We start from the raw sequence: 22963 nt of genomic DNA, 5'->3' as shown, positions 1-22963 counted from the left end.
CGCGGACTGTACGGCTGCACAATGTCTCGCCGAAAGAACTGGACGGTCATCCATTTACGACCATCGGCGAGGCCCAATACGGTGTCCTGCAACACAGCGCGCCCACCGGAGGCTCCCCGTGATGCAGATACCGGCCCGGATCGGTGGGCGTCCGGTGAGCGCCGACGAGTGGATCGAGGTGCTGAGCCCCTATGACGGGGCGCCCGTCGCCCGTGTTCCGGCGCTGGGCGCCGACCACGTCGCCGAGGCGGTGGCGGCCGCCGAGGCGGCGCTGGCCCGCGGGGATTTCCCGCGGCCCCGGCGCGCCGAGGTCCTCGAGCGGGCGGCCGAGCTGCTGGCCGAGCGCACCGAGGAGTTCGCGGTGACGATCGCCCGGGAGGCGGGCATGCCGATCCGCGACGCCCGCGGTGAGACCCGGCGCTGCGTCGCCACCATCCGGTTCGCGGCGGTGGAGGCGCGCAAGCTGGCCGGCGAGGTGGTTCCCCTGGACGGGCCGCTCGCCTTCGCCCTGCGGCACCCGGTCGGCGTGGTCGCCGCGATCACTCCGTTCCCCTTTCCGCTCAGCCTGGTCGCGCACAAGCTGGGCCCGGCGATCGCGGCCGGCTGCCCGGTGGTGCTCAAGCCGGCCGAGCCGACCCCGGTCTCCGCGATCCGCCTGGTCGACCTGCTGGTCGAGGCGGGCCTGCCGGCCGACTGGATCTCGGTGGTGACCGGCACAGGCGCTTCGGCCGGCTTTCCGCTGGCGGCGCATCCCGGCCTCGCGTTGATCACTTTCACCGGAAGTGTCGAGGTAGGACGTCACATCGAGGAGGCCGCACCGCACAAGCGCGTGCTCCTCGAGCTCGGCTCCAACGTCCCTTTGATCGTGGAGCCCGATGCCGATCTTGACCGGGTCATCGCCGCGACAAGACAGGGCGGTTTTTCGTACGCGGGGCAGAGCTGCATCTCTCCGCAACGCGTCCTCGCGAGTCACGAAATTTACGACAAGTTGCTCTACGGGCTGCGGGCCGCGGTCGCGACCCTGACGGTCGGGGACCCGCTCGCCGAGGAGACCGACGTCGGGCCGCTGATCACCGCCGCGGCCGCGGCCCGGGTGGAGAGCTGGCTGGCGGACGCCCGGGCGGCCGGCGCGGAGGTGACCGGCGGCAAGCGGCGCGGGTCGCTGCTGACCCCGGCCGTCGTCGCCGATCCGCCCCGGCACCTCGACGTCTACCGGCGGGAGGTGCTCGGGCCGGTGATCACGGTGACGCCGTACCGGGACCTCGACGAGGCGATCGCGCTCGCCAACGACGGCGGCTACGGCCTGCAGGCCGGGATCTTCACGTCGGACCTGGGCGCGGCGCTGCGGGCGGCGCGCGAGCTCACGTTCGGCGGGGTGCTGATCAACCAGGCGCCGGCGTTCCGCGCGGACCGGCAACAGGTGAACGAGATGACCGAACTCCGATTCGTGATGGTGAGCGCATGACAACCCCTGCGATCAAGCTGACCGGGCTGCGGAAGTCCTTCGGGGCCGTCGAGGCCGTCGCGGGCATCGACCTGGAGATCGCCGACGGCGAGTTCTTCTCGATGCTCGGGCCCTCCGGCTCCGGCAAGACCACGGTGCTGCGGATGATCGCCGGCTTCGAGCTGCCGACCGCGGGCACGGTGTCGCTGAGCGGGCGGGACGTCACCTCGCTGGCGCCATTCGAGCGCGACGTGAACACCGTGTTCCAGGACTACGCGCTGTTCCCGCACATGACGGTGCTGGAGAACGTCGAGTACGGGCTGAAGGTCCGCAAGGTGCCGCGACGGGAACGGCGTGGGCGGGCGGAGAGCGCTCTGGCCTCCGTACGGCTGGAAGGTTTTGCATCTCGCAAACCCAGCGAGATGTCCGGTGGGCAGCGGCAACGCGTGGCTCTGGCGCGGGCGCTGGTGAACCGGCCGAAGGTGTTGCTGCTGGACGAGCCCCTCGGCGCGCTCGACCTCAAGTTGCGCGAGCAGATGCAGGTCGAGCTCAAGCAGATCCAGCGCGATGTCGGGATCACCTTCGTCTTCGTGACGCACGACCAGGACGAGGCCTTGACCATGAGCGACCGGGTCGCGGTGTTCGACGCCGGCCGGATCGCGCAGATCGGTACTCCCGAGTCGGTCTACGAGCAGCCGGCGACTCCGTTCGTAGCCGGATTTGTCGGGACATCGAATCTTTTAACTGGCGACGTGGCCCTCGCGCTTGTAGGTCGAAAAGGGACTTTCTCGGTGCGGCCCGAGAAGATCGCCTTGGGTGAAGCGGGCATTCCGGGCACGGTCGCCGAGGTGATCTACGCCGGGCCCGTGACGCGCTACGTCGTCGATCTCGACGCCGGCGCCCGGGTGACCGTCGTCGAGCAGAACCAGCGCACCGGGACCGCCGCGCTGGCCGAACTGCGGGGGAAACCGGTCCATCTGACTTGGCTCGAAGAGCACGTCATCGAGATCCCCAGTTCAAAGGAGAACGCAGATGCGGCGTAGATATCTGGTGGCAACGCTGGCGGCGGGCATGCTCGTGCTGGCCGGCTGCGGTGGTGGCGACGACAGCGGCAGCTCGGGCAGCGGACCGGGCGGCCTGTCGGTCCCCAAGATCGACAAACTGGCGGCGCTCGGCGCCGGCGAGGGCTCGGTCAACATCATCTCCTGGGCCGGCTACGTCGAGGACGGCTCCACCGACCCCAAGGTCGACTGGGTGTCCGACTTCGAGAAGGAGTCCGGCTGCAAGGTCAACAACAAGGTCGCGGCCACCTCGGACGAGATGGTCACGCTGATGAAAACCGGCGAGTACGACGTGGTCTCCGCCTCCGGCGACGCGTCGCTGCGGCTGATCTACGGCGGCGACGTCGCGCCGGTCAACACCGACCTGATCTCGAACTACAAGGACGTCTTCGACGGCCTCAAGAACAAACAGTGGAACTCGGTCGACGGCGTGCCCTACGGCGTCCCGCACGGCCGCGGCGCCAACCTGCTGATGTACCGCACCGACGTGGTCAAGCCGGCCCCGACCTCGTGGGCCGCGGTCTTCGACGCCAGTTCGCCCTACAAGGGCAAGATCACCGCGTACGACTCGCCGATCTACATCGCGGACGCGGCGCTCTACCTCATGAAGACCAAGCCGGAGCTGGGCATCAAGAACCCGTACGCGCTGGACGACACCCAGTTCAAGGCGGCCACCGACCTGCTGACCGAGCAGAACAAGCTGATCGGCGAGTACTGGTCGGACTACACCAAGGAGGTGCAGGCGTTCAAGGCCGGCAACTCCGTGCTCGGCACCACCTGGCAGATCATCACCAACCTCGCCCAGGCCGACAAGGCGCCGGTCGAGGCGATCCTGCCCTCCGAGGGCGCGACCGGCTGGTCGGACACCTGGATGATCTCGTCGAAGGCCAAGCACCCGAACTGCGGCTACCTCTGGATGAACCACATCATCTCGCCCAAGGCCAACGCCGCGGTCGCCGAGTGGTTCGGTGAGGCGCCGGCCAACAAGCTCGCCTGTGCCCAGACCGCCGACAAGAACTTCTGCACGACGTTCCACGCCGAGGACGAGGCCTACTTCTCCAACGTCTGGTACTGGACCACGCCGATCGCCCAGTGCCTCGACGGGCGCAAGGACGTGACCTGCAAGGACTACTCGGCCTGGACCCAGGCCTGGACGACGATCAAGGGATGAGCCTCGGTTCCTTTCTCCACCGACACCCCCGGGTACGGCTGACCGCGCTGCTGTCGGCCCCACTGCTGTGGCTCGTGGTCGCCTACCTGGGGGCGCTCGCCGTCCTGCTGATCTCCGCGTTCTGGAGCGTCAACAGCTTCACCGGCGAGCTGGTCAAGGTGTTCAGCCTGGACAACTTCCGCACGCTGTTCACCGAGTCGGTCTACCGCAACGTCGCCCTGCGCAGCGTCGGGGTGGCCGCCGCGGTCACCGTGATCTGCGTGGTCCTCGCCGTGCCGATGGCCTTCTTCATGGCCAAGGTCGCGTCGCCCCGCTCGCGCCGCTTCTTAGTCATTGCGATTCTGACGCCCTTGTGGGCGAGCTACCTGGTCAAGGCGTATGCCTGGCGGGTGCTGCTGGCCAACGGCGGCCCGATCGACTGGCTGCTCGGCGGGCCGGGGAACGGTCCCGGCTACGGGCTGTTCGCGGTGATCCTCGTGCTGTCGTACCTGTGGCTGCCCTACATGATCCTGCCGATCTACGCCGGCCTGGAGCGCCTGCCCGACTCCATGCTGGAGGCGTCGGGCGACCTCGGCGCGCGGGCCGGGCGCACGTTCCGCGCGATCGTGCTGCCGATCCTGGTGCCCTCGATCTTCGCCGGCTCGATCTTCACGTTCTCGCTGTCGCTGGGCGACTACATCACGGTCCAGATCGTCGGCGGCAAGACCCAGATGATCGGCAACCTCGTGTACGCGAACATCGGCGCCGCCAACAATCTGCCGTTCGCCGCCGCGATCGCCACCATCCCCGTCGCCATCATGGTCATCTACCTGATCGCGGTCCGCCGTTCGGGCGCCCTGGAGGAGCTGTGACGCTGTCGGTTCTCTCCCGGTGGGCGCTTCGTGTCTTCATGGCCCTGGGCCTGGTCTTCATCTACGTGCCGCTGCTGCTGGTGCTGGTCAACTCGTTCAACGGCGACCGCACCTTCGGCTGGCCCCCGCACGACTTCACCACCCGCTGGTGGACGGCCGCCTGGAACAACACCGGCGCCCGCGACGCCCTGTGGACCTCGATCAAGGCCGGCCTCGGCGCGACGGCCATCGCCCTGGTCCTCGGCACGATGGTCAGCTTCGCCGTCCAGCGCTTCAAGTTCTTCGGCCGCGACACCCTCAGCCTGCTGATCGTGCTCCCGATCGCGCTGCCCGGCATCGTCACCGGCATCGCGCTCGACTCGGCGTGGCGCTCGGTGATCGAGCCCCTCGGCGTCGGCAAGGGCCTGTTCTCGGTGATCGTCGGCCACGCCACCTTCTGCGTGGTCACCGTCTACAACAACGTGCTGGCCCGCCTGCGGCGCACCGGCACCAACCTCGAGGACGCCTCGGCCGACCTGGGCGCTTCCCCCGGCCAGACGTTCCGGTACGTGACGTTCCCGCTGATCCGCTCCGCCCTGCTGGCCGGCGGCCTGCTGGCCTTCGCTTTGTCCTTCGACGAGATCATCGTCACGACCTTCACGGCCGGCCCGGGTATCACCACCCTGCCGATCTGGATCTTCAACAACCTGTTCCGCCCCAACCAGGCCCCGGTCGTCAACGTGGTAGCCGCGATCCTCATCGTCCTGTCGGTGATCCCGGTCTGGCTGGCCCAGCGTCTGGCCGGCCCCGAGGCGGGCGCCAGCCGCACCTAGGAGAAGGGGGTGACTGGTCGCTCCTGGGCACGCCCGTCCACGTACAGGTCGACTTTTTCGTTGTAGAAAGCGACCAACCCCGCGATCGCCGCCACCGCCGGCAAGGGGAAGGCGTAGGACCAGGCGAAGTCGGGGTAGACGCCGGCGGGGGTGCGGACCGTCCAGTAGTCGCTGGTGCGGCCCTTGTACGGGCAGAGCGTCTGGGTGCCGGTGTGTTCGAGGGCGTCCATGTTCAGGTCGGTGCGCGAGATGTAATAGCGGGTCGGCAGGGCCGTCTCGAACAGCAGGACGGGCGACGACGACTCGGCCAGCGTCACGCCGTCGAGCTCGACCCGCACGTGCCGGCTCGAGCGCAGGGCGTCCACCCGGTGGTACGGGCTGCGGGGATGGCCGAAGATCTCCTCGTCCTCCTCGAACCAGGAGTCGAGCGCCCCGGACTCGAATCGCGCCAAGCCGTCGGCACGGACCTTCGCCAAGGAGACGACGCTGGGGTCGATGTCATCCACCGGGATGTAGTACTGCGGGAACGCCGGGTGCTCCCAGACGTAGACGGCGCGCGTGGTGTCGACCACCACCCGCCCGCCGAGCGTCGCCCGCACGCGGCGGGGCGACGGCACCATCTGGTCGACTGAGTTGAGCGAGGGTGGGTAGTCGTTGCTCATGAGGGCTTCTCCGCTTGGTAGGCCGGGAGGTTGAGGGCGGCGCGGATCTTGGCCTGCACCTCCTCCGCCGGCGGGCGGGCGTCGATGTCGTGGACGAACTCCTTGCGGCGGAAGAGCTCCAGCACCGGGCGGGTCTTCTCGTTGTAGTCGCGCAAGCGGGCGTCCAGCGCCTCGGGAGTGTCGTCGGCACGGGTGATCAGCTCGTGGCCGCAGATGTCGCAGCGGCCCTCTTCCTCGGGGCGGTCGGCGATCAGGTTGTAATCCATGCCGCAGTTCGGGCAGAGGCGGCGGCTGAGCACGCGCCGGCGGACCTCGTCCTCCGGCAGCTCCAGGTGGATGACGCCGTCGATGTCGTAGGACTCCATGAAGAACTCGGCCTGGCGGCCGTTGCGGGGGAAGCCGTCGATCACGAAGCCGAAGTTCCAGTCGTGCTGGTCGAGGCGGTCGCGGACGATCTGCTCGACCATGTCGTCGCTGACCAGCTCGCCGGCGGTCATGGTGCGGCGGACCTGGGCGCCGAGCTTGGTGTGGTTCTGCACGTTCCAGCGGAAGATGTCGCCCACCGAGATGTGCACCAGGTCGAGGTCGTCGCAGAGCAGCTCGCTCTGGGTGCCCTTGCCGCTGCCCTGCACCCCCATGATCACGTACTTGCGCATCGGTCTGCCCTCTCTCAGTCAGGTGCGCCAAGTCGCAGCGGACCGGGCGCCGGGCGCCCTGTCAACGTCGTCGGGTCAATGCTCCAGGCATCGGCGACCCTGAGCACGTCCTTTTCACCCACCAGAACAACGGTGTCCTCGTCGAGCTCGGCGGGGAGGCCGGCATCGCGCTCGGCCGGGCCGGGCTCGCCGTGCCACGAGGTCACTTCGCCGGTCTGCCCCACGTACCCGAAAGCGCGGATCAGCTCGCCCTCGGACGCGCGCTGCCAGCGATGCAGCTCGGTCACCCGGTGGGTGGCGAAGAGCTGCACCTCGGTGCCGAGCGCCGCGGACAGGCCGATCACGTCCACATGCGTGCTGGGCGAGAGCAGCCAGCGGCCGGTCGCGAGGACCCAGCTCGTGTCGCGTGCGCCGGGCAGCGGCGGGGTCACCGCCACCCGGTCGTCGGTCAGGTGCGCGAGGTCGATGCCCTCGCGCCACGGCACGGGACCGAGATCGCGCAGCCCCAGCGCCTCGAGCACGGCCGCCGGGTCGTCGCCGGCCACCGCCAGCCACGCCTGCTTGCCACCGAAACCGACCATCGCGCCCTCGCCCATGGGCACCACGCTATCCGGAACGCGCGGACTACTGTCCGGTCACGCCCATCCGTAATCCTGCCGGAGTCGCGCCGCCACCCGATCGAAGCGGTCCCGGTCGAGGATCGCGCCCTCCCGGCGGATGCCGTCGCCGTCGATGTCGAGGACCCGGTCGAGGCGGATCCAGCTGGGACGATGCTCGCGGTCCCAGGCGCCGGGACCGAGCGCCAGCCAGTTGTGCTGACCGTCGCGCTCGCTCTGGCTGGAGAGCATCAGCGCGTACACGTCATGGCCGTTGCGGCCCACCACCAGCACCGGCCGGTCCTTGCCCTGGGCCGGGTCGTCCTCGTAGGGCACCCAGGTCCAGACGATCTCGCCGGGGTCGGCGTCGCCGTCCAGGTTCGGCGAGTACTCCAGGTGCCGGCCGGAACGCGGCCGGGGCAGATGCCTGGGAGGCCGGGGAGACGCCGGCGGCTTCTTGCGGAACAGGGACTTGAGGATGTTGGCCACGGCAGCAAACTAGTTGACGAAGTCCTGCGTCATCCAGGTGATGCCCTTGGAATCGCGCACGATGCTCAGGCCGATCCGCTTGAAGCCCTTGTTGAGCAGGTTCTTGCGGTGGCCGTCGTTCGGCGGGACCTCGGCGAGCATGCTGTCGGTGAGCCCGTTCGCCGCCTTGATGATCTGGGCGTCGCTGGATCCGCTGGAGCCGAAGCCGATGTTCTCGCCGGCCGAGGACCACTGCACGCCCTGGGCGCTGAAGCGCTCGCCGAGGCCCGCCTCGCCGGAGCACTGGTGCTCGAGCCCGCAGCCGTTGATCATCAGCTGGGTGTGCAGGGCGGACGCCTTCGACAGGTTGGCGTCGAGGGTGAGCGGCGAGAGGCCCTCGCCGGCGCGTGCCTCGTTGATGTGCGCGAGCACCGAGTCCAGGACGTTGTCGCCGGTCTTGGGGGCACTCGCGGCCGCCCTCTTCGACGTTTTGGTGGGCTTCGGCGTGGCGCTTGTCTTCTTGGGCTTCGGGGACGCCGTCGTCTTCTTCGGGGTCGGCGTCGGCGACGCGGACGGAGACGGCTCCACCGACACGGCGGGCTCGTCGGAAGCCGGCGGAACCAGCGGCTCCTCGGCGCCGGTGACCGTGGTGGCGGTCGTCTCGGCCTCGGCGTGGCGGCTCAGGCCGATGACCGTGAACCCCGTCCCGATCACCACGGCGGTGGCCCCGGCCACCAGCGTGTAGCGGAAACGGGCGGCAGCGGACATCGACACGGGTGGGCACCTCGAAAGAGAAGCGGGCAGGGGACAGCGCCCGTTCACTATGGGTGCGGGCCGTGCCTCACGCCCGCCAGCTAAAGAGCCCTTAAGAAAGGGATCACGCAGATCTAATGAAGGCGGTCGAACTCGCCGTCGCGCACGCCGGCCAGGAAGGACCGCCACTCGCCGGGGCTGAAGGTCAGCATCGCCCGGTCGCGGTCCTTGCTGTCTCGTACGGCCACGACGCCCGGAAGGTTCACCGCGACCTCGACGCAGTCGCCGCCGTTGCCGCCGCTGCGGGTGCTCTTGTGCCAGTCGGCGCCGGAAAGATCACTCAACGTCGCTCTCCTTGATCACGGAGCGGATGAGGTCGTCCGACTCGTCCTGGCTGAGCGCGATCGCTTCGAGTTCGACCCAGGTCGATTCGTACGCCTTTACCTCCGCGAGTTTATCGAGGTAGAGCGCGCCGGTGAGGTTCTCGCAGTAGATGGTCGTCGGTTCCGGCGAGGCGGCGCCGACGGCGGGGAAATCGAGGATGGTGAATTGCCCGGAACTGGCCGCCTTGTGTGGCCCGGCCGCGAACGGGATCACCCGGACGCAGACGTTCGGCCGGGTCGAGACGTTGACGAGGTGGGCCAGCTGCTTGCGCATGCCGAGCCGGTCGGGGATCGCGCGGCGCAGCACCCCCTCGTCGACGATCACGTCGAGGATCGGCGCCGGTGGGTCGCTCCGGGTGAGGAGCCGCTGCCGTTCCATGCGTACGGTCACGGCGCCGCGGCCCGAGCCCGCCCAGGTGTGGAAGACGCACTCGGCGTACTCCGGGCTCTGCAGCAGGCCGGGGATGACGGTGGGCGCGAACGAGCGGAGGCGGCTGGCGGCCTGTTCCATGCCGACGTAGAGCTCGAACCAAGCGGGCACGACATCCCCGTACGCGTGCCACCAGCCCTTTGCCTTTGACTCCTGCGCCAGACCGATCAGCACTTCGGTCATCCGGGGAGTGGCGCGGTAGACCGTGCACATGGCGATCACGTCGTGCTTGCGGACCGGGACCTCGCCGTTCTCGATGCGGTACATCCGGGCGCGGGAGAACTCCAGCTCCTCGGCGGCGGCCATCAGCGTGATGCCGGCGCGCTCGCGCAGCTGCCGCATGAGGCGGCCGACCTGCCGTCGCGGAACGGTCGAGCCGGTGTCTGGCATGCGCGCGCCCTTCGAGAATTTCTTCGCGAGATTCCCATCGTGGAACACAGGGTAAGCGCTTGATCGCTGTTCGTGAATGCCAACCTTTCGTGAACGACGCTCGCGTTCGCATGCATGATCCTCTTAGGATGACGGCCATGACCGACAGGTTCGACACCGGCGTGGCCCACCCGGCCCGGCGCTACAACTACTGGCTGGGCGGCAAGGACAACTTCGCGGCCGACCGGGAGTCGGGCGACCTGCTCGCGAAGTCGTACCCGGCGGCGCGCATCGCGGCCCGGGCGAACCGGGCGTTCCTGGGACGGGCCGTGCGCCATTTGGCCGCCGACGCCGGGATCCGGCAGTTCCTCGACATCGGCACCGGCCTGCCGACCGCCGACAACACGCACGAGGTCGCCCAGCGGGTCGCGCCGGAATCGCGCATCGTCTACGTCGACAACGACCCGATGGTGATGGTGCACGCGCGGGCGCTGCTGACCAGCACCCCTGCGGGCGAGACCCGGTACATCGAGGACGATCTGCGCAATCCGGAAAAGATCCTCGCGTCCGCGGGGATCCTCGATCTGACTCAGCCGGTCGGGCTGATCCTGGTCGCGGTCGTGCACTTCCTGCCCTCCCAGGAGGAGGCCGCGTCCATCGTGCGCACGCTGCTCGACGCGCTCCCCGGCGGCAGCCACCTGGTGATGTCCTGCGCGACCACCGACTTCCTGACGCCCGAGCTCAAGGCGAACTGGGACGAGTCGCTGCGCACCGGCCGCTCCGACGTCCACCCGCGCACCCGGGCCGAGTTCGACGAGTTCTTCGCCGGGCTCGAGGTGGTCGAGCCGGGCGTGGTGGCGGTCAGCGAGTGGCGGCCGGATCCGGCCGCCGAGGAACACGCCACTCCGGTCGAGGCGTCGATTTTCGGCGCGGTGGGTCGGAAGCCTTAGGGAGCCGGATGATCCGGTACTCGACGAGCAGCTCGTTCACGGTTCCCGCGCTCACCTGGGCCCGCTCGGCGATCTGCGAGCAGGTCAGGCCCTGGGCCAGATAGAGCTCGGTGAGCGCCGCCTTGGTGAGACTGCGGCGCGCGCGGGACGCGGGCCCCGGGCGTCCGGGGGAGAGGTGGTAGCGGGCGAGGCGGTAGCGGACCTGACGGGCCGTGGTGCCGGTCAGCTCGGCGACCTGGGCCACGCTGAAGCCCTCCCGGACGTACCAGTCGCGCAGCAGGTGCTCGGGCAGCGGGTCGGCCGGCGAGCCGACCAGGAAATAGCTGCGAGTGGGGGGCAGCACCGAGGCGGTGACCAGGCGCTCGCGTACGGCATCGGGGTGTAATCCCAGCTCGGCGGCCAGCTGCGCGGCGACCAGGCCGGCCCGCCACTGGGCGACCAGCCGGCTCTGCTCCAGCATCGGCCCGGCCGCGGTGATCCCGTAGCGGCGCAGCCACGCGTACCCGGCGGCGCGGCTCAGGCCGATCAGCGGCCCGACCTTCGCGGGCGGCACCCCGTCCTCGATCACCCACCGCTGGAGAAGATCCGGGTCGGGTCGCATCGGCAACACCCCTTCGTGCTTATGGGGCAAATCGTCCCATGTCGGATCTTTGCCCGAAATCGATTGCCGGTAAACGAGCGCTTCCGGGAGTGTGCTTGGCTTGCCGGGTGGATTACTCCTGGCTTCGCCTGCCCGCGACCGCCGTCGACTCCGCCGCCCGGGAGCTGCTCGGCTGGCGGATGACTGCCAACGGGGTCACCGTGCGGCTCACCGAGGTCGAGGCGTACAGCGGGCTCGGCGAGGACCCGGCCAGCCACGCCCACCGGGGTCCCACGGCGCGCAACGAGGTGATGTTCGGCCCGGCCGGCCGGCTGTACGTCTACCAGATCTACGGCATGCACTTCTGCGCGAACGTGGTCTGCGGCGAGGAAGGCCGTGCCGCCGCCGTGCTGCTGCGGGCCGGCGAGGTCGTCGACGGCGTCGAGACCGCCCGGCAGCGGCGCCCCGCCGCGCGGAAAGACCGTGACCTCGCGGCCGGCCCCGCCAAGTTGATGCAGGTCCTGGCCCTGAACCGGAGTGCCAACGACACCTCGGTCATCGACGGCACCGGCCCCGCGACCCTCACCCCACCGTCGTCCCCGCCCGGCCCGATCGAGGCCGGCCCGCGCGTCGGGGTCACCTCGGCGCACGACGTGCCGTGGCGCTTCTGGCTGGCCGGCGATCCGACGGTGAGCACCTATCGCAGGCACACGCCGCGGCCCCGAAAAATGTCGGAGGTGGCTGGTAAACCGAGGGCATGAACGCAGACGCCCGGCCTCGTGTAGTGGTCTCGATGACGGCATCGGTCGACGGCCGCATCGCCTTGCGGCGCGATGACCTGCTCATGCACCCACCGGCGGCCGGCGAGTGGGCCGCGCTGCAGCCGCCGGGCTTCGCCGGCGTCGAGGCGCAGCGCAGCGCCGACATCGGCACCCGCCACGGTCCCCAGGCCGAGCTGGCCGGCAGCGGGTCACTGGTGCCCTCGCCCTCGCCCTCTCCCTCGCTTTTGCCGCCGAGTGACGACCCCGCGCTCTACGACGACTTCGTGGTCTCCGCGCCCGGCCGCGAGAAATGGTTCGCGGTCATCGACGGCCGGGGCCGCGTCCGCTGGACGATCAAGCGGGTCGGCACGTCGGACCTGCTGGTGCTGGCATGCCGGGCAACCCCCTCGGGCTACCTGGCCTACCTGCGTCGCGAAGGCATCAGCTACCTGATCGCCGGCGAGGAGCGCGTCGACCTCGCGGCCGCTTTGCTGCGCATGCGTTCCCGCCTGGGCGTCACCTGCGTGGTCTCGACGGGCGGCGGCGGGCTCAACGGCGCGCTGCTGCGGGCGGGGTTGGTCGACGAGCTGCAGGTGGTGGTGCTGCCGGCGGTGATCGGGGGGCTCGGCACTCCCACGCTCTTCGACGGGCCGCCCCTCGGCGCGGGCGAGTCCCCGCTGCCGCTGCGCTTGCTGTCCGCGCAGACGTCGGCGGACGGCACGCTGTGGCTCCGCTACGAGACCGGCTTGGACGGCGAAACGGCCACGGAGGGGGGCGCAGGCGGCTAGCGTCCGACGTGATGATCCCGCATCGGTTGTTGGTCGTGTGCGGCGCGATGTGCTCGGTCGGCGTGGTCTGGACGGGCGTGCTCATCGCGGCGCTGCTCGCCGGCCACCGGCTGGCCCCCACACCGGTGGCCGTGCTGGTCGCCGCCGTGCTCGCGCTGCCCGGCGTGATCGCCGGCGTGCTCGGCAACCGCTGGTACTACCGCACCACCCGCCCCCGCCGCGCGTGGAGCCTCACCTCCTGGGTGCCACCCCACGTCCCGCACTGGGCCTCCATGCTCGCCGGCGCGCTGTTCTTCGGCTTCTGGCTCGCGGTGGTCGTGGCCTTCGCCGGCCTGAACGGCAACGCCGAAATGCGAGACGGCCAGTACGTGCTCGACCACAACGGCCGCATCACCGTCATCAACGAGGCCGACTACCAGCGCCAGCTCGACCACGAGCAGCAGATCTCACTCGGCGTCCTGGGCGCCCTCGCCGTCGGCGGCACCTTCATGACCGGGGCAGTGCTCACCCACCACGCCGCTCCCGAGCCCACCCACACCCAGTCAGCCGGCCTGCCGCTCGCCTAGCCGCCGGCCGGCGCTGCCCGACATGGAACCGTGGCCACGGGAATCGGTAAGATGCCGGCATGAGCTCAGAGGCTGTCGGCAGGTACATGCCTGAGGTCGTGACGCTCGACGACCTCACGGCGATGATGTCCGCCGACGAGCACCACCGTTATGAGATCAGCCCTGAGGGAGTGCTCTCCGTCATGCCGCCGCCGGGGTATGTCCATGCGATTATCGCGACCCGGCTCATGGCCTGGCTCCTTGCCTCGGCGATCCCCGCTGAACGGGTCGCTCAGGCGGTGGGATTGCGTATTCCGGGTGCCGGCGGCGTCGGTGGACGGATCCCCGACCTTGTGGTCTGGAGCAAGGCCCAGGTCGACGGCGTCTGGCTCTCGGTGGATGACGTGCTGCTGGTCGTCGAGATCATCGCGCCGGGGTCCGAAGGCACCGACACCGTGACCAAGCGGAATGAGTACGCGTCCGCGGGCATCCCGCAGTACTGGGTGGTCGATCAGGACTCGGCGCAGACCGTGACCATTCATCGCCTGGCCGGCAACCAGTACGCGGTGCAGGCAACCATGCCGCTCGCCTGGCTGCTCAACACCGACCCGATCGAGCACGATCTCAACTGATCGAGGAAAGCGTCGCCGGCTCAACGGCCGACTGAGCGGGCGTGCTTCTGCGAGTACATCGCCGCATCGGCGGTGGCCAGCACGTCGTCCGGGGACTGGCCGGGCCCGCCCAAGGCGTACCCGATGCTCGCACCCACCCGGACCGGCCCGGTGGCCAGCGGAATCTCCCAGCTCAAGGCCCGGTGAACGGCCTCGGCGACGGTCTCGGCCTCGGCGAGGCCGGAGGCCGGCAGCAACGCCGCGAACTCGTCGCCACCCAGCCGCGCGACCGTCGCCGACGGGCCGCACACGTGCTTGAGCCGCTCCGCCACCCGGCACAGCAGCTCGTCGCCGGCCAGGTGCCCGTACGTGTCGTTGATCGCCTTGAAGCCGTCCAGGTCCACCAGCAGAACCGTGTACGAGCCGTCCGCCGCCACCGCGAACCGCCGCCACAGCAGCGCCCGGTTCGGCAGCCCGGTCAGGGGATCGTGGAACGCCGCGTGCTCGAGCCGCTCCTCGTACCCGCGCTGCGCCGTCACGTCGAGAAGCGCGACGATCGTCCCGTGCGCGGTCGGCACCGTCTCGGCCACCACCTGCACCACCCGGCCGTCGCCGCGGGTGAGCCGCAGCTCCAGCCCGGACTCGCCGGCCGCCAGGCGCGGCAGGTCCACCGGCTCCCCGCCGGCCCGCGTCGCCCGCAGCTCGTCAAGCGGCCCGGTGAGCGCGGACGCGGCCGGGTTGGCCAGCAGCACGCCGCCCTCGGCGTCGGCCAGCAGCACCGGGAACGGCAACCGGTTGAGCACGTCGTCCATCATCTGGCCGTGTTTGCGCTGCTCCTCCTGCAGGTGCAGCAGGACCGACCGCATGCCGTAGATCAGCAGCGGCACCACCGGCAGGCCGATGACGGCGCCCAGCGTGTAAGGCACGTCGGCGGTCAGCAGCACCGCGCCGTACCCGGCGATCATCGGGAACAGGCGGCGCAGTCCGCCGGTCGCCGCGCGGAACATGAGCAGGAAGTAGATCGGCCCGAGCACCGGATCGCTGGCGCCGATCTGGGCGAGCAGCACCCCGATCGCCGCCAGCTCGAGCAGGTCCACGGGCAGCGGGACCAGTCGCCCGTGGACGAACTCGTAGACCCGCAGCAGCTGCAGCGCGGCCAGCACGCCGGTGCTGAGCAGGGTCGTCTCCCACGTCGCGTGGGTCACTGCCATCTGCACCAGCAGCAGAGCGCCGATGCCCAGCATGGACACCAGGAAGAGCAGGCGCAGCGAACGCAGCGGGTCGCGACGGATGAGGGCGGTCACGCTTACCAACGGTGAGCCCCGCGCCGTCGAAGATCGGTATCCGCCGGGGAGCAGCGGGGTTAGAACTTCTGGCCGCGCCGGGTGAGCTCCTCCTCGACCGCGTCGCAGACCGCCTCGACCACGGCGAGGCGGGCGTAGTGCTTGTCGTCGCCCGGGATCACCCGCCACGGCGCCCAGGTCGGGTCGCAGCGCTCCAACATCTCCTCGACCGCCTTCTCGTACTGCGGCCGCTTCTCGCGGTTGCGCCAGTCCTCGTCGGTCAGCTTCCAGGTGCGCAGCGGGTCGTGTGCCCGGTCCTCGAAGCGGCGCAGCTGCTCCTCGGGGGAGACATGCATCCAGAACTTCACGATGATCATGCCCTCGGCGGCCAGGGTGCGCTCGAACTCGACGATCTCGTTGTACGCGCGCTGCCACTGCTCCTTGGTCGCGAAGCCCTCGACCCGCTCGACCAGCACCCGGCCGTACCAGGAGCGGTCGAACACTGTCATGCCGCCCCAGCCGGGCAGCTTCGGCCAGAACCGCCACAGGAAGTGGTGCCGCTTCTCGTCGTAGGTCGGCGCCGCGAACTGGGAGACCCGTACGTGCCGGGGGTCGAGCGGCGCCACCAGCCGCTTGATCGCCCCGCCCTTGCCGGACGCGTCCCAGCCCTCGAAGACGCAGGCCAGCGGCGGGCCGATCCGCTTCTCCTCGATCTGGCCGCCGAGGATCAGGCGCAGCCGGAGCAGGCGGTCCTGCGCCTCCTCGAGCCGGGCGACGGCCTTCTTCTTGGAGATCTCGATCGGCGCGGTGGCGCTACCCAGGCGACTCATCCCTACAGCATGTCGAAACCCGGTGTCTCGCGCACGGACGAGTGCGGGAGAATCGCAGGCGTGACTCTCGTAGACGACCTGCAGTGGCGGGGCTTGATCCAGGATTCCACCTCGTTGGAGGAGCTGCGTGCTGCTCTCGACGGCCCTGGCATCACCTTCTACGTGGGTTTCGACCCGACCGCCGCCTCGCTGCACGTCGGCCATCTCATGCAGGTGATGACCGCTCGCCGGCTCCAGCTGGCCGGGCACAAACCGCTGCTGCTGGTCGGCGGCGCGACCGGGCAGATCGGTGACCCGCGCGAGTCGAGCGAGCGCTCGCTGAACCCGCCCGAGGTGATCGCCGGCTGGGTGGCGAGGATCCGCGACCAGCTTTCGCCCTTCGTCACCTACGACGGGGCAAACGGGGCAGAGCTCGTCAACAACCTCGACTGGACCGGCCCCACCTCGGTGATCGAGTTCCTCCGCGACGTCGGCAAGCATTTCCCGGTCAACAAGATGCTGGCCCGCGACGTGGTGCGCAACCGGCTCGAGACCGGCATCAGCTTCACCGAGTTCAGCTACCAGCTGCTGCAGGCCAACGATTTCTACCAACTGCACGTGCGGCACGGTTGCGCCCTGCAATACGGCGGTTCCGACCAGTGGGGCAACATAACCGCAGGCGTTGATTTCGTACGCCGTCGCGGCGCCGGCCCGGTGCACGCGTTCACCACGCCGCTGGTCCTGAAGGCGGACGGCACCAAGTTCGGCAAGAGCGAGGGCGGTGCGGTCTGGCTCGACCCCGCGATGACCTCGCCCTACGCCTTCTACCAGTTCTGGATCAACTCGGACGACCGCGACGTCATGCAGTACCTGCGGTTCTTCAGCTTCAAGCCCCGCGAGGAGCTCGAGGAGCTGGAAAAGGCGACGGCCGAGCGCCCGCAGGCCCGGCTCGCCCAGCGGGCGCTCGCCGAGGAGATCACCACTCTGGTGCACGGCGCTTCGGAATCGGAGCAGGCGGTCACCGCTTCGCAGGCGCTGTTCGGACGAGGTTCGCTGGACTCACTCTCCGCGGGCACGTTGCGGTCCGCGTTGTCCGAGGCAGGGCTTCATCCCGTACGGGGTGAGCTGCCGTCGATCGCCTCCCTGCTCAAGGAGACGGGGCTGGTCGGCAGCGCGAACGAGGCCCGGCGCACGATCGCCGAGGGCGGCGCGTACCTGAACAACGAGCGGATCACCGACGGCGAGGCCGTGCCGCCCGCGTCCGCCCTGCTGCACGGGCGCTTCCTGGTGCTGCGCCGGGGCAAGAAGTCGTTCGCCGGCGTCGAGGTTCTTTAGGGTTTTCCCTGCTCGGCCCGCTGTGACCTGGTTCGCAGCGGGCCGATTTGGTGCCGGGGCCCAGTGCGCTGTAATGTTTTCCGAGCCGCCAGGGAGACGGGCGAGCGCGAGGGGCCTTCCGGGGTCACCGCAGCGGCCGTCCTGACGGAACCCCTACGAAATGCACGGCTCACCGTCGTGCTATTTTTGCGGGGACTTGAGCTTTCTTTTCGCCATTTCCGGGAAATTTCCGGGATTTGACGAAGGGGTAAAGCGAGAGTAAAGTTGAGCGAGTGCCCCGGGGGGGGTGCGGTTGTTCTTTGAGAACTCAACAGGGTGCTTGTAAAGCCAGTGCCAAATAGATTTTTCCCCGAGGCTTGATCCGGTCTTGGATTCCTTTGGCAACTTTTTGTTGCCGGGACATTTTTTCCAAAGGTTTTTGTTGGAGAGTTTGATCCTGGCTCAGGACGAACGCTGGCGGCGTGCTTAACACATGCAAGTCGAGCGGAAAGGCCCTTCGGGGTACTCGAGCGGCGAACGGGTGAGTAACACGTGAGTAACCTGCCCTGGACTTTGGGATAACCCTCGGAAACGGGGGCTAATACCGGATACGACTGCTGATCGCATGGTTGGTGGTGGAAAGTTTTTCGGTCTGGGATGGGCTCGCGGCCTATCAGCTTGTTGGTGGGGTGATGGCCTACCAAGGCGACGACGGGTAGCCGGCCTGAGAGGGCGACCGGCCACACTGGGACTGAGACACGGCCCAGACTCCTACGGGAGGCAGCAGTGGGGAATATTGCACAATGGGCGGAAGCCTGATGCAGCGACGCCGCGTGAGGGATGACGGCCTTCGGGTTGTAAACCTCTTTCAGCAGGGACGAAGCGTGAGTGACGGTACCTGCAGAAGAAGCGCCGGCCAACTACGTGCCAGCAGCCGCGGTAAGACGTAGGGCGCGAGCGTTGTCCGGATTTATTGGGCGTAAAGAGCTCGTAGGCGGCTTGTCGCGTCGTCCGTGAAAACCTGGGGCTCAACTCCAGGCTTGCGGTCGATACGGGCAGGCTCGAGTTCGGTAGGGGAGACTGGAATTCCTGGTGTAGCGGTGAAATGCGCAGATATCAGGAGGAACACCGGTGGCGAAGGCGGGTCTCTGGGCCGATACTGACGCTGAGGAGCGAAAGCGTGGGGAGCGAACAGGATTAGATACCCTGGTAGTCCACGCTGTAAACGTTGGGCGCTAGGTGTGGGGGGCCTCTCCGGTTCTCTGTGCCGCAGCTAACGCATTAAGCGCCCCGCCTGGGGAGTACGGCCGCAAGGCTAAAACTCAAAGGAATTGACGGGGGCCCGCACAAGCGGCGGAGCATGCGGATTAATTCGATGCAACGCGAAGAACCTTACCTGGGTTTGACATGGCCGCAAAACTGTCAGAGATGGCAGGTCCTTCGGGGGCGGTCACAGGTGGTGCATGGCTGTCGTCAGCTCGTGTCGTGAGATGTTGGGTTAAGTCCCGCAACGAGCGCAACCCTCGTCCCATGTTGCCAGCAAGTCATGTTGGGGACTCATGGGAGACTGCCGGGGTCAACTCGGAGGAAGGTGGGGATGACGTCAAGTCATCATGCCCCTTATGTCCAGGGCTTCACGCATGCTACAATGGCCGGTACAAACCGTTGCGAGCCCGTGAGGGGGAGCGAATCGGAAAAAGCCGGTCTCAGTTCGGATCGGGGTCTGCAACTCGACCCCGTGAAGTCGGAGTCGCTAGTAATCGCAGATCAGCAACGCTGCGGTGAATACGTTCCCGGGCCTTGTACACACCGCCCGTCACGTCACGAAAGTCGGCAACACCCGAAGCCGGTGGCCTAACCCGTAAGGGAGGGAGCCGTCGAAGGTGGGGCTGGCGATTGGGACGAAGTCGTAACAAGGTAGCCGTACCGGAAGGTGCGGCTGGATCACCTCCTTTCTAAGGAGCAACTAGATCGGGAAACCGATCCAGTAGCCCGCGCCACCCGAATGCGGTGGTGGGGTGCTCAAAGGCGGAGACACTGGCCAGTCAGGTTTCGGCAACGGCCGGCCTCGCTAGTACAGCTGCTTGCAGCGTGGAACGTGGGTCTGGTGCGGCTGAAATTCCTGGCGATCAAACATGCACCCTGTTGGGTATCTGAAAGAACAACCGTCGCGGTGATTGATCCCGCGGTTGGTTTTTCAATGCCAGGCAAGACCTGTGAAGGCATACCTGCCGTTGTGACGGTGTTGGTGGTGTTTTCGTAGATGGTCTTGGGTTGGTCGTTGGTTGAGAATTGCACAGTGGACGCGAGCATCTTGTTTTCTGTGGTTAAGTTGTCAAGGGCGAACGGTGGATGCCTTGGCACCAGGAGCCGATGAAGGACGTGGGAGGCCGCGATAGGCCTGGGGGAGCTGTCAACCTAGCTGTGATCCCAGGGTGTCCGAATGGGGAAACCTGGCACGAGTCATGTCGTGTCATCCACAGCTGAATACATAGGCTGGGTAGAGGGAACGCGGGGAAGTGAAACATCTCAGTACCCGTAGGAAGAGAAAACAAACGTGATTCCGTGAGTAGTGGCGAGCGAAAGCGGATCGAGCCTAAACCAGTGGCGTGTGATAGCTGTCAGGCGTTGCATGCGGGGGTTGTGGGACCTGTTTGATTGTGCTGACACATGGTCGAGAAGTTACAAAGTCATTCGTTAGTTGAACGGTGTGGGAAAGCCGGCCGTAGAGGGTGAGAGCCCCGTAAGCGAAAGCGTGTGACCTTCTTACAGTGTTCCCGAGTAGCAGCGGACTCCTAGAATCTGCTGTGAATCTGCCAGGACCACCTGGTAAGGCTGAATACTTCCTGGTGACCGATAGCGGACGAGTACCGTGAGGGAATGGTGAAAAGTACCCCGGGAGGGGAGTGAAATAGTACCTGAAACCGTTCGCCTACAATCCGTCAGAGCCTTTTGGGGTGATGGCGTGCCTTTTGAAGAATGAGCCTGCGAGTTAGTGGCACGTGGCGAGGTTAACCCGTGTGGGGTAGCCGTAGCGAAAGCGAGTCTGAAGAGGGCGTTTTTAGTCGCGTGTTCTAGACCCGAAGCGGGGTGATCTAGCCATGGGCAGGTTGAAGCGTGGGTAAGACTGCGTGGAGGACCGAACCCACCAACGTTGAAAAGTTGGGGGATGACCTGTGGTTAGGGGTGAAAGGCCAATCAAACTCCGTGATAGCTGGTTCTCCCCGAAATGCATTTAGGTGCAGCGTCGTGTGTTTCTTGCCGGAGGTAGAGCACTGGATGGTCTAGGGGGCCTACAAGCTTACCGAAATCAGCCAAACTCCGAATGCCGGTAAGTGAGAGCGCGGCAGTGAGACTGCGGGGGATAAGCTTCGTAGTCGAGAGGGAAACAGCCCAGATCACCAGCTAAGGCCCCTAAGCGTGTGCTAAGTGGAAAAGGATGTGGGGTCGCTTAGACAACCAGGAGGTTGGCTTAGAAGCAGCCACCCTTTAAAGAGTGCGTAATAGCTCACTGGTCAAGTGGTTCCGCGCCGACAATGTAGCGGGGCTCAAGCACACCGCCGAAGCTGTGGCATTCACATAATGATCCGCCAGTGCCCTTGCGGTGCTGGTGCAGTCGTGTGGATGGGTAGGGGAGCGTCGTGCAGCCAGGGAAGCGGCGGAGTAATCCAGTCGTGGAGGCTGTACGAGTGAGAATGCAGGCATGAGTAGCGAATGAAGAGTGAGAACCTCTTCCGCCGGATGACCAAGGGTTCCAGGGCCAGGCTAATCCGCCCTGGGTGAGTCGGGGCCTAAGGCGAGGCCGAGAGGCGTAGTCGATGGATAACGGGTTGATATTCCCGTACCCGCGAAGGAACGCCCAAGACGAACCTTTCCATGCTAACTACGCGAGCCGGCGGCGGTCTTCGGACCAAGGCTGGTGAGTCTAGGACCCTGGTTGGTAGTAGTTTAGTGATGGGGTGACGCAGGAAGGTAGCTGGTCCCAGGCGGTGGTTGTCCTGGGGTAAGCGTGTAGGCCCGTGTGTAGGCAAATCCGCACACGATGAAGGCTGAGACGTGATGCCGAGCCGTATCAGGTGAAGTCAGTGATCCTATGCTGCCGAGAAAAGCCTCTAGCGATGTTCCGAGCGGCCCGTACCCGAAACCGACACAGGTGGTCAGGTAGAGAATACCGAGGCGACGGGCGAACTGTGGTTAAGGAACTCGGCAAATTGCCCCCGTAACTTAGGGAGAAGGGGGGCCGGACGCGTGAAGCCCTGTGCGGGTGGAGCGTGGTATGGCCGCAGAGAGCAGGGGGAAGCGACTGTTTACTAAAAACACAGGTCCATGCCAAGTCGTAAGACGATGTATATGGACTGACGCCTGCCCGGTGCTGGAACGTTAAGGGGACCTGTTAGCTCTTCGGGGCGAAGCGGAGAACTTAAGCGCCAGTAAACGGCGGTGGTAACTATAACCATCCTAAGGTAGCGAAATTCCTTGTCGGGTAAGTTCCGACCTGCACGAATGGCGTAACGACTTCCCCACTGTCTCAACCACAGGCCCGGCGAAATTGCAGTACGAGTAAAGATGCTCGTTACGCGCGGCAGGACGGAAAGACCCCGGGACCTTTACTATAGCTTGACATTGGTATCCGAATTTAATTGTGTAGGATAGGTGGGAGCCTTTGAAGCTCGGACGCCAGTTCGGGTGGAGGCAATCTTGAAATACCACTCTGTTGGGTTTGGGTATCTAACTTGCGGCCCTGATCGGGTCGAGGGACAGTGTCTGGTGGGTAGTTTAACTGGGGCGGTTGCCTCCTAAAGGGTAACGGAGGCGCCCAAAGGTTCCCTCAGCCTGGTTGGCAATCAGGTGTTGAGTGTAAGTGCACAAGGGAGCTTGACTGTGAGACTGACGGGTCGAGCAGGGACGAAAGTCGGGACTAGTGATCCGGCACTTGCGTGTGGAAGCGGTGTCGCTCAACGGATAAAAGGTACCCCGGGGATAACAGGCTGATCTTCCCCAAGAGTCCATATCGACGGGATGGTTTGGCACCTCGATGTCGGCTCGTCGCATCCTGGGGCTGTAGCAGGTCCCAAGGGTTGGGCTGTTCGCCCATTAAAGCGGTACGCGAGCTGGGTTTAGAACGTCGTGAGACAGTTCGGTCCCTATCCGCCGTGCGCGTTGGATACTTGAGAAGGGCTGTCCCTAGTACGAGAGGACCGGGACGGACGAACCTCTGGTGTGCCAGTTGTCCCGCCAGGGGCACGGCTGGTTGGCTACGTTCGGAAGGGATAACCGCTGAAAGCATCTAAGCGGGAAGCTCGCTTCGAGATGAGGTATCCCACCACCATTTGAGTGGGTAAGGCTCCCAGCCAGACGACTGGGTTGATAGGCCGGAGATGTAAGCCAGGTAACTGGTTCAGTCGACCGGTACTAATAAGCCGAGGGCTTAACCACCTTAAACTTTTTGCTCAACGCGTCCACTGTGTGATTCACAGCAAACGAACAACCAGGCAGGTTGTTTGTGCATGCTGGCAGCTGTTTCGGTGGTCATAGCGGAGGGGAAACGCCCGGTCTCATTCCGAACCCGGAAGCTAAGCCCTCCAGCGCCGATGGTACTGCACTCGGGAGGGTGTGGGAGAGTAGGACGCCGCCGGACTCAACGTGACAGACGAGGGCCACCCCAG

22 protein-coding genes and 3 rRNA genes are annotated in these 22963 nt (G+C 66.8%); 15 read left to right on the top strand and 10 right to left on the bottom strand.

From position 1 onward, the window contains the following. Window positions 1–121: 121 nt before the first annotated feature. The 5 genes from ACQPZX_RS35625 to ACQPZX_RS35605 are packed head-to-tail and all read left to right on the top strand — an operon-like array spanning window position 122 to window position 5339. Window positions 122–1465: an aldehyde dehydrogenase family protein gene (locus ACQPZX_RS35625; protein WP_433365322.1), complete on the top strand. Its 1344-nt coding sequence runs from the start codon at window positions 122–124 to the stop codon at window positions 1463–1465. Beyond that, window positions 1462–2487, top strand: a complete 1026-nt coding sequence (locus ACQPZX_RS35620; RefSeq protein WP_433365319.1) for an ABC transporter ATP-binding protein — start codon at window positions 1462–1464, stop codon at window positions 2485–2487. The genes ACQPZX_RS35625 and ACQPZX_RS35620 overlap by 4 nt, the downstream gene beginning before the upstream one ends. Beyond that, a complete protein-coding gene (locus ACQPZX_RS35615; protein WP_433365316.1) occupies window positions 2477–3676 on the top strand; it encodes an ABC transporter substrate-binding protein in 1200 nt (399 codons plus the stop codon). Before ACQPZX_RS35620 ends, ACQPZX_RS35615 begins: the two co-directional genes overlap by 11 nt. Then, window positions 3673–4527, top strand: a complete 855-nt coding sequence (locus ACQPZX_RS35610) for an ABC transporter permease (RefSeq protein ID WP_433365313.1) — start codon at window positions 3673–3675, stop codon at window positions 4525–4527. The genes ACQPZX_RS35615 and ACQPZX_RS35610 overlap by 4 nt, the downstream gene beginning before the upstream one ends. After that, on the top strand, window positions 4524–5339 hold the full coding sequence (locus ACQPZX_RS35605) for an ABC transporter permease (protein WP_433365310.1): 816 nt from the start codon (window positions 4524–4526) through the stop codon (window positions 5337–5339). The genes ACQPZX_RS35610 and ACQPZX_RS35605 overlap by 4 nt, the downstream gene beginning before the upstream one ends. Here ACQPZX_RS35605 and ACQPZX_RS35600 read toward each other — a convergent pair. From ACQPZX_RS35600 to ACQPZX_RS35570, 7 genes are all read right to left on the bottom strand, one after another. Beyond that, window positions 5336–6001, bottom strand: a complete 666-nt coding sequence (locus ACQPZX_RS35600) for a DUF427 domain-containing protein (RefSeq protein ID WP_433365308.1) — start codon at window positions 5999–6001, stop codon at window positions 5336–5338. The genes ACQPZX_RS35605 and ACQPZX_RS35600 overlap by 4 nt on opposite strands. Beyond that, a complete protein-coding gene (locus ACQPZX_RS35595; protein ID WP_433365305.1) occupies window positions 5998–6657 on the bottom strand; it encodes an adenylate kinase family protein in 660 nt (219 codons plus the stop codon). The genes ACQPZX_RS35600 and ACQPZX_RS35595 overlap by 4 nt, the downstream gene beginning before the upstream one ends. Window positions 6658–6671: 14 nt before the next feature. Next, on the bottom strand, window positions 6672–7253 hold the full coding sequence (locus tag ACQPZX_RS35590) for a hypothetical protein (RefSeq protein WP_433365302.1): 582 nt from the start codon (window positions 7251–7253) through the stop codon (window positions 6672–6674). Window positions 7254–7292: 39 nt separating this feature from the next. Then, the gene (locus ACQPZX_RS35585; RefSeq protein ID WP_433365299.1) at window positions 7293–7742 is read right to left on the bottom strand and encodes a type II toxin-antitoxin system PemK/MazF family toxin; all 450 of its coding nucleotides are present in this window, start codon (window positions 7740–7742) and stop codon (window positions 7293–7295) included. 9 nt (window positions 7743–7751) lie between these two features. Continuing rightward, window positions 7752–8489: a CAP domain-containing protein gene (locus ACQPZX_RS35580; RefSeq protein WP_433385599.1), complete on the bottom strand. Its 738-nt coding sequence runs from the start codon at window positions 8487–8489 to the stop codon at window positions 7752–7754. A 119-nt stretch (window positions 8490–8608) separates the two neighbouring features. Beyond that, window positions 8609–8818 carry a DUF397 domain-containing protein gene (locus ACQPZX_RS35575; RefSeq protein ID WP_433365296.1) on the bottom strand — a complete coding sequence of 70 codons (210 nt, stop codon included), beginning with the start codon at window positions 8816–8818 and terminating at the stop codon, window positions 8609–8611. Beyond that, the gene (locus tag ACQPZX_RS35570) at window positions 8811–9677 is read right to left on the bottom strand and encodes a helix-turn-helix domain-containing protein (protein WP_433365293.1); all 867 of its coding nucleotides are present in this window, start codon (window positions 9675–9677) and stop codon (window positions 8811–8813) included. Before ACQPZX_RS35570 ends, ACQPZX_RS35575 begins: the two co-directional genes overlap by 8 nt. 137 nt (window positions 9678–9814) lie before the next feature. On the opposite strand from ACQPZX_RS35570, the gene ACQPZX_RS35565 reads away from it, so the two are divergent. After that, window positions 9815–10606 (top strand): SAM-dependent methyltransferase, encoded by a 792-nt coding sequence (locus tag ACQPZX_RS35565; RefSeq protein ID WP_433365290.1) that lies wholly within the window; start codon window positions 9815–9817, stop codon window positions 10604–10606. Here the strand turns inward: ACQPZX_RS35565 and ACQPZX_RS35560 are convergent. After that, window positions 10518–11207 (bottom strand): hypothetical protein, encoded by a 690-nt coding sequence (locus ACQPZX_RS35560; protein ID WP_433365288.1) that lies wholly within the window; start codon window positions 11205–11207, stop codon window positions 10518–10520. The genes ACQPZX_RS35565 and ACQPZX_RS35560 overlap by 89 nt on opposite strands. A 107-nt stretch (window positions 11208–11314) precedes the next feature. Between ACQPZX_RS35560 and ACQPZX_RS35555 the strand changes: the two genes are divergently transcribed. The 4 genes from ACQPZX_RS35555 (at window position 11315) to ACQPZX_RS35540 (ending at window position 13912) form a co-directional block, all read left to right on the top strand. Beyond that, window positions 11315–11947, top strand: coding sequence for a DNA-3-methyladenine glycosylase (locus ACQPZX_RS35555; protein ID WP_433365285.1), 633 nt, complete (start codon window positions 11315–11317; stop codon window positions 11945–11947). A gap of 32 nt (window positions 11948–11979) precedes the next feature. After that, a complete protein-coding gene (locus tag ACQPZX_RS35550; RefSeq protein WP_433365283.1) occupies window positions 11980–12735 on the top strand; it encodes a dihydrofolate reductase family protein in 756 nt (251 codons plus the stop codon). Window positions 12736–12746: 11 nt separating this feature from the next. Then, window positions 12747–13301, top strand: a complete 555-nt coding sequence (locus tag ACQPZX_RS35545) for a hypothetical protein (RefSeq protein ID WP_433365280.1) — start codon at window positions 12747–12749, stop codon at window positions 13299–13301. 86 nt (window positions 13302–13387) lie between these two features. Further along, a complete protein-coding gene (locus tag ACQPZX_RS35540; protein ID WP_433365277.1) occupies window positions 13388–13912 on the top strand; it encodes a Uma2 family endonuclease in 525 nt (174 codons plus the stop codon). Window positions 13913–13932: 20 nt separating this feature from the next. Here the strand turns inward: ACQPZX_RS35540 and ACQPZX_RS35535 are convergent, their stop codons facing one another. Next, window positions 13933–15195, bottom strand: a complete 1263-nt coding sequence (locus ACQPZX_RS35535) for a diguanylate cyclase domain-containing protein (protein ID WP_433365274.1) — start codon at window positions 15193–15195, stop codon at window positions 13933–13935. A gap of 59 nt (window positions 15196–15254) precedes the next feature. Next, the gene (locus ACQPZX_RS35530) at window positions 15255–16004 is read right to left on the bottom strand and encodes a polyphosphate kinase 2 family protein (RefSeq protein WP_433365271.1); all 750 of its coding nucleotides are present in this window, start codon (window positions 16002–16004) and stop codon (window positions 15255–15257) included. Window positions 16005–16013: 9 nt separating this feature from the next. Here ACQPZX_RS35530 and tyrS point away from each other — a divergent pair, with 9 nt between their 5' ends. The 5 genes from tyrS to rrf all read left to right on the top strand — a co-directional run bounded on the left by tyrS (window position 16014) and on the right by rrf (window position 22935). Next, a complete protein-coding gene (tyrS, locus tag ACQPZX_RS35525) occupies window positions 16014–17318 on the top strand; it encodes a tyrosine--tRNA ligase (RefSeq protein ID WP_433365268.1) in 1305 nt (434 codons plus the stop codon). Between the two features lie 418 nt (window positions 17319–17736). Next, window positions 17737–19252, top strand: a 16S ribosomal RNA gene (locus ACQPZX_RS35520). A gap of 152 nt (window positions 19253–19404) precedes the next feature. After that, window positions 19405–19560, top strand: coding sequence for a hypothetical protein (locus tag ACQPZX_RS35515; RefSeq protein WP_433365265.1), 156 nt, complete (start codon window positions 19405–19407; stop codon window positions 19558–19560). 62 nt (window positions 19561–19622) lie between these two features. Further along, window positions 19623–22733 (top strand): 23S ribosomal RNA (locus ACQPZX_RS35510). A gap of 85 nt (window positions 22734–22818) precedes the next feature. After that, window positions 22819–22935, top strand: a 5S ribosomal RNA gene (gene rrf / locus ACQPZX_RS35505). The 16S, 23S and 5S rRNA genes sit together here, the layout of an rRNA operon. The last annotated feature ends 28 nt before the right edge of the window (window positions 22936–22963 follow it).

It is taken from the genome of Actinoplanes sp. CA-142083 (genome assembly GCF_050942195.1).
In the GTDB taxonomy this organism is placed as follows: domain Bacteria; phylum Actinomycetota; class Actinomycetes; order Mycobacteriales; family Micromonosporaceae; genus Actinoplanes.
This window is presented reverse-complemented; position numbering and strand designations above follow the sequence as displayed.

Excerpts from the sequence above, each read along its gene's own strand:
- ACQPZX_RS35625 (WP_433365322.1), top strand. The coding sequence starts at position 122 with ATGCAGATACCGGCCCGGATCGGTGGGCGTCCGGTGAGCGCCGACGAG.
- ACQPZX_RS35620 (WP_433365319.1), top strand. The coding sequence starts at position 1,462 with ATGACAACCCCTGCGATCAAGCTGACCGGGCTGCGGAAGTCCTTCGGG.
- ACQPZX_RS35615 (WP_433365316.1), top strand. The coding sequence starts at position 2,477 with ATGCGGCGTAGATATCTGGTGGCAACGCTGGCGGCGGGCATGCTCGTG.
- ACQPZX_RS35610 (WP_433365313.1), top strand. The coding sequence starts at position 3,673 with ATGAGCCTCGGTTCCTTTCTCCACCGACACCCCCGGGTACGGCTGACC.
- ACQPZX_RS35600 (WP_433365308.1), bottom strand. The coding sequence starts at position 6,001 with ATGAGCAACGACTACCCACCCTCGCTCAACTCAGTCGACCAGATGGTG.
- ACQPZX_RS35595 (WP_433365305.1), bottom strand. The coding sequence starts at position 6,657 with ATGCGCAAGTACGTGATCATGGGGGTGCAGGGCAGCGGCAAGGGCACC.
- ACQPZX_RS35590 (WP_433365302.1), bottom strand. The coding sequence starts at position 7,253 with ATGGGCGAGGGCGCGATGGTCGGTTTCGGTGGCAAGCAGGCGTGGCTG.
- ACQPZX_RS35580 (WP_433385599.1), bottom strand. The coding sequence starts at position 8,489 with ATGTCCGCTGCCGCCCGTTTCCGCTACACGCTGGTGGCCGGGGCCACC.
- ACQPZX_RS35570 (WP_433365293.1), bottom strand. The coding sequence starts at position 9,677 with ATGCCAGACACCGGCTCGACCGTTCCGCGACGGCAGGTCGGCCGCCTC.
- ACQPZX_RS35565 (WP_433365290.1), top strand. The coding sequence starts at position 9,815 with ATGACCGACAGGTTCGACACCGGCGTGGCCCACCCGGCCCGGCGCTAC.
- ACQPZX_RS35560 (WP_433365288.1), bottom strand. The coding sequence starts at position 11,207 with ATGCGACCCGACCCGGATCTTCTCCAGCGGTGGGTGATCGAGGACGGG.
- ACQPZX_RS35550 (WP_433365283.1), top strand. The coding sequence starts at position 11,980 with ATGACGGCATCGGTCGACGGCCGCATCGCCTTGCGGCGCGATGACCTG.
- ACQPZX_RS35545 (WP_433365280.1), top strand. The coding sequence starts at position 12,747 with ATGATCCCGCATCGGTTGTTGGTCGTGTGCGGCGCGATGTGCTCGGTC.
- ACQPZX_RS35540 (WP_433365277.1), top strand. The coding sequence starts at position 13,388 with ATGCCTGAGGTCGTGACGCTCGACGACCTCACGGCGATGATGTCCGCC.
- ACQPZX_RS35530 (WP_433365271.1), bottom strand. The coding sequence starts at position 16,004 with ATGAGTCGCCTGGGTAGCGCCACCGCGCCGATCGAGATCTCCAAGAAG.
- tyrS (WP_433365268.1), top strand. The coding sequence starts at position 16,014 with ATGTCGAAACCCGGTGTCTCGCGCACGGACGAGTGCGGGAGAATCGCA.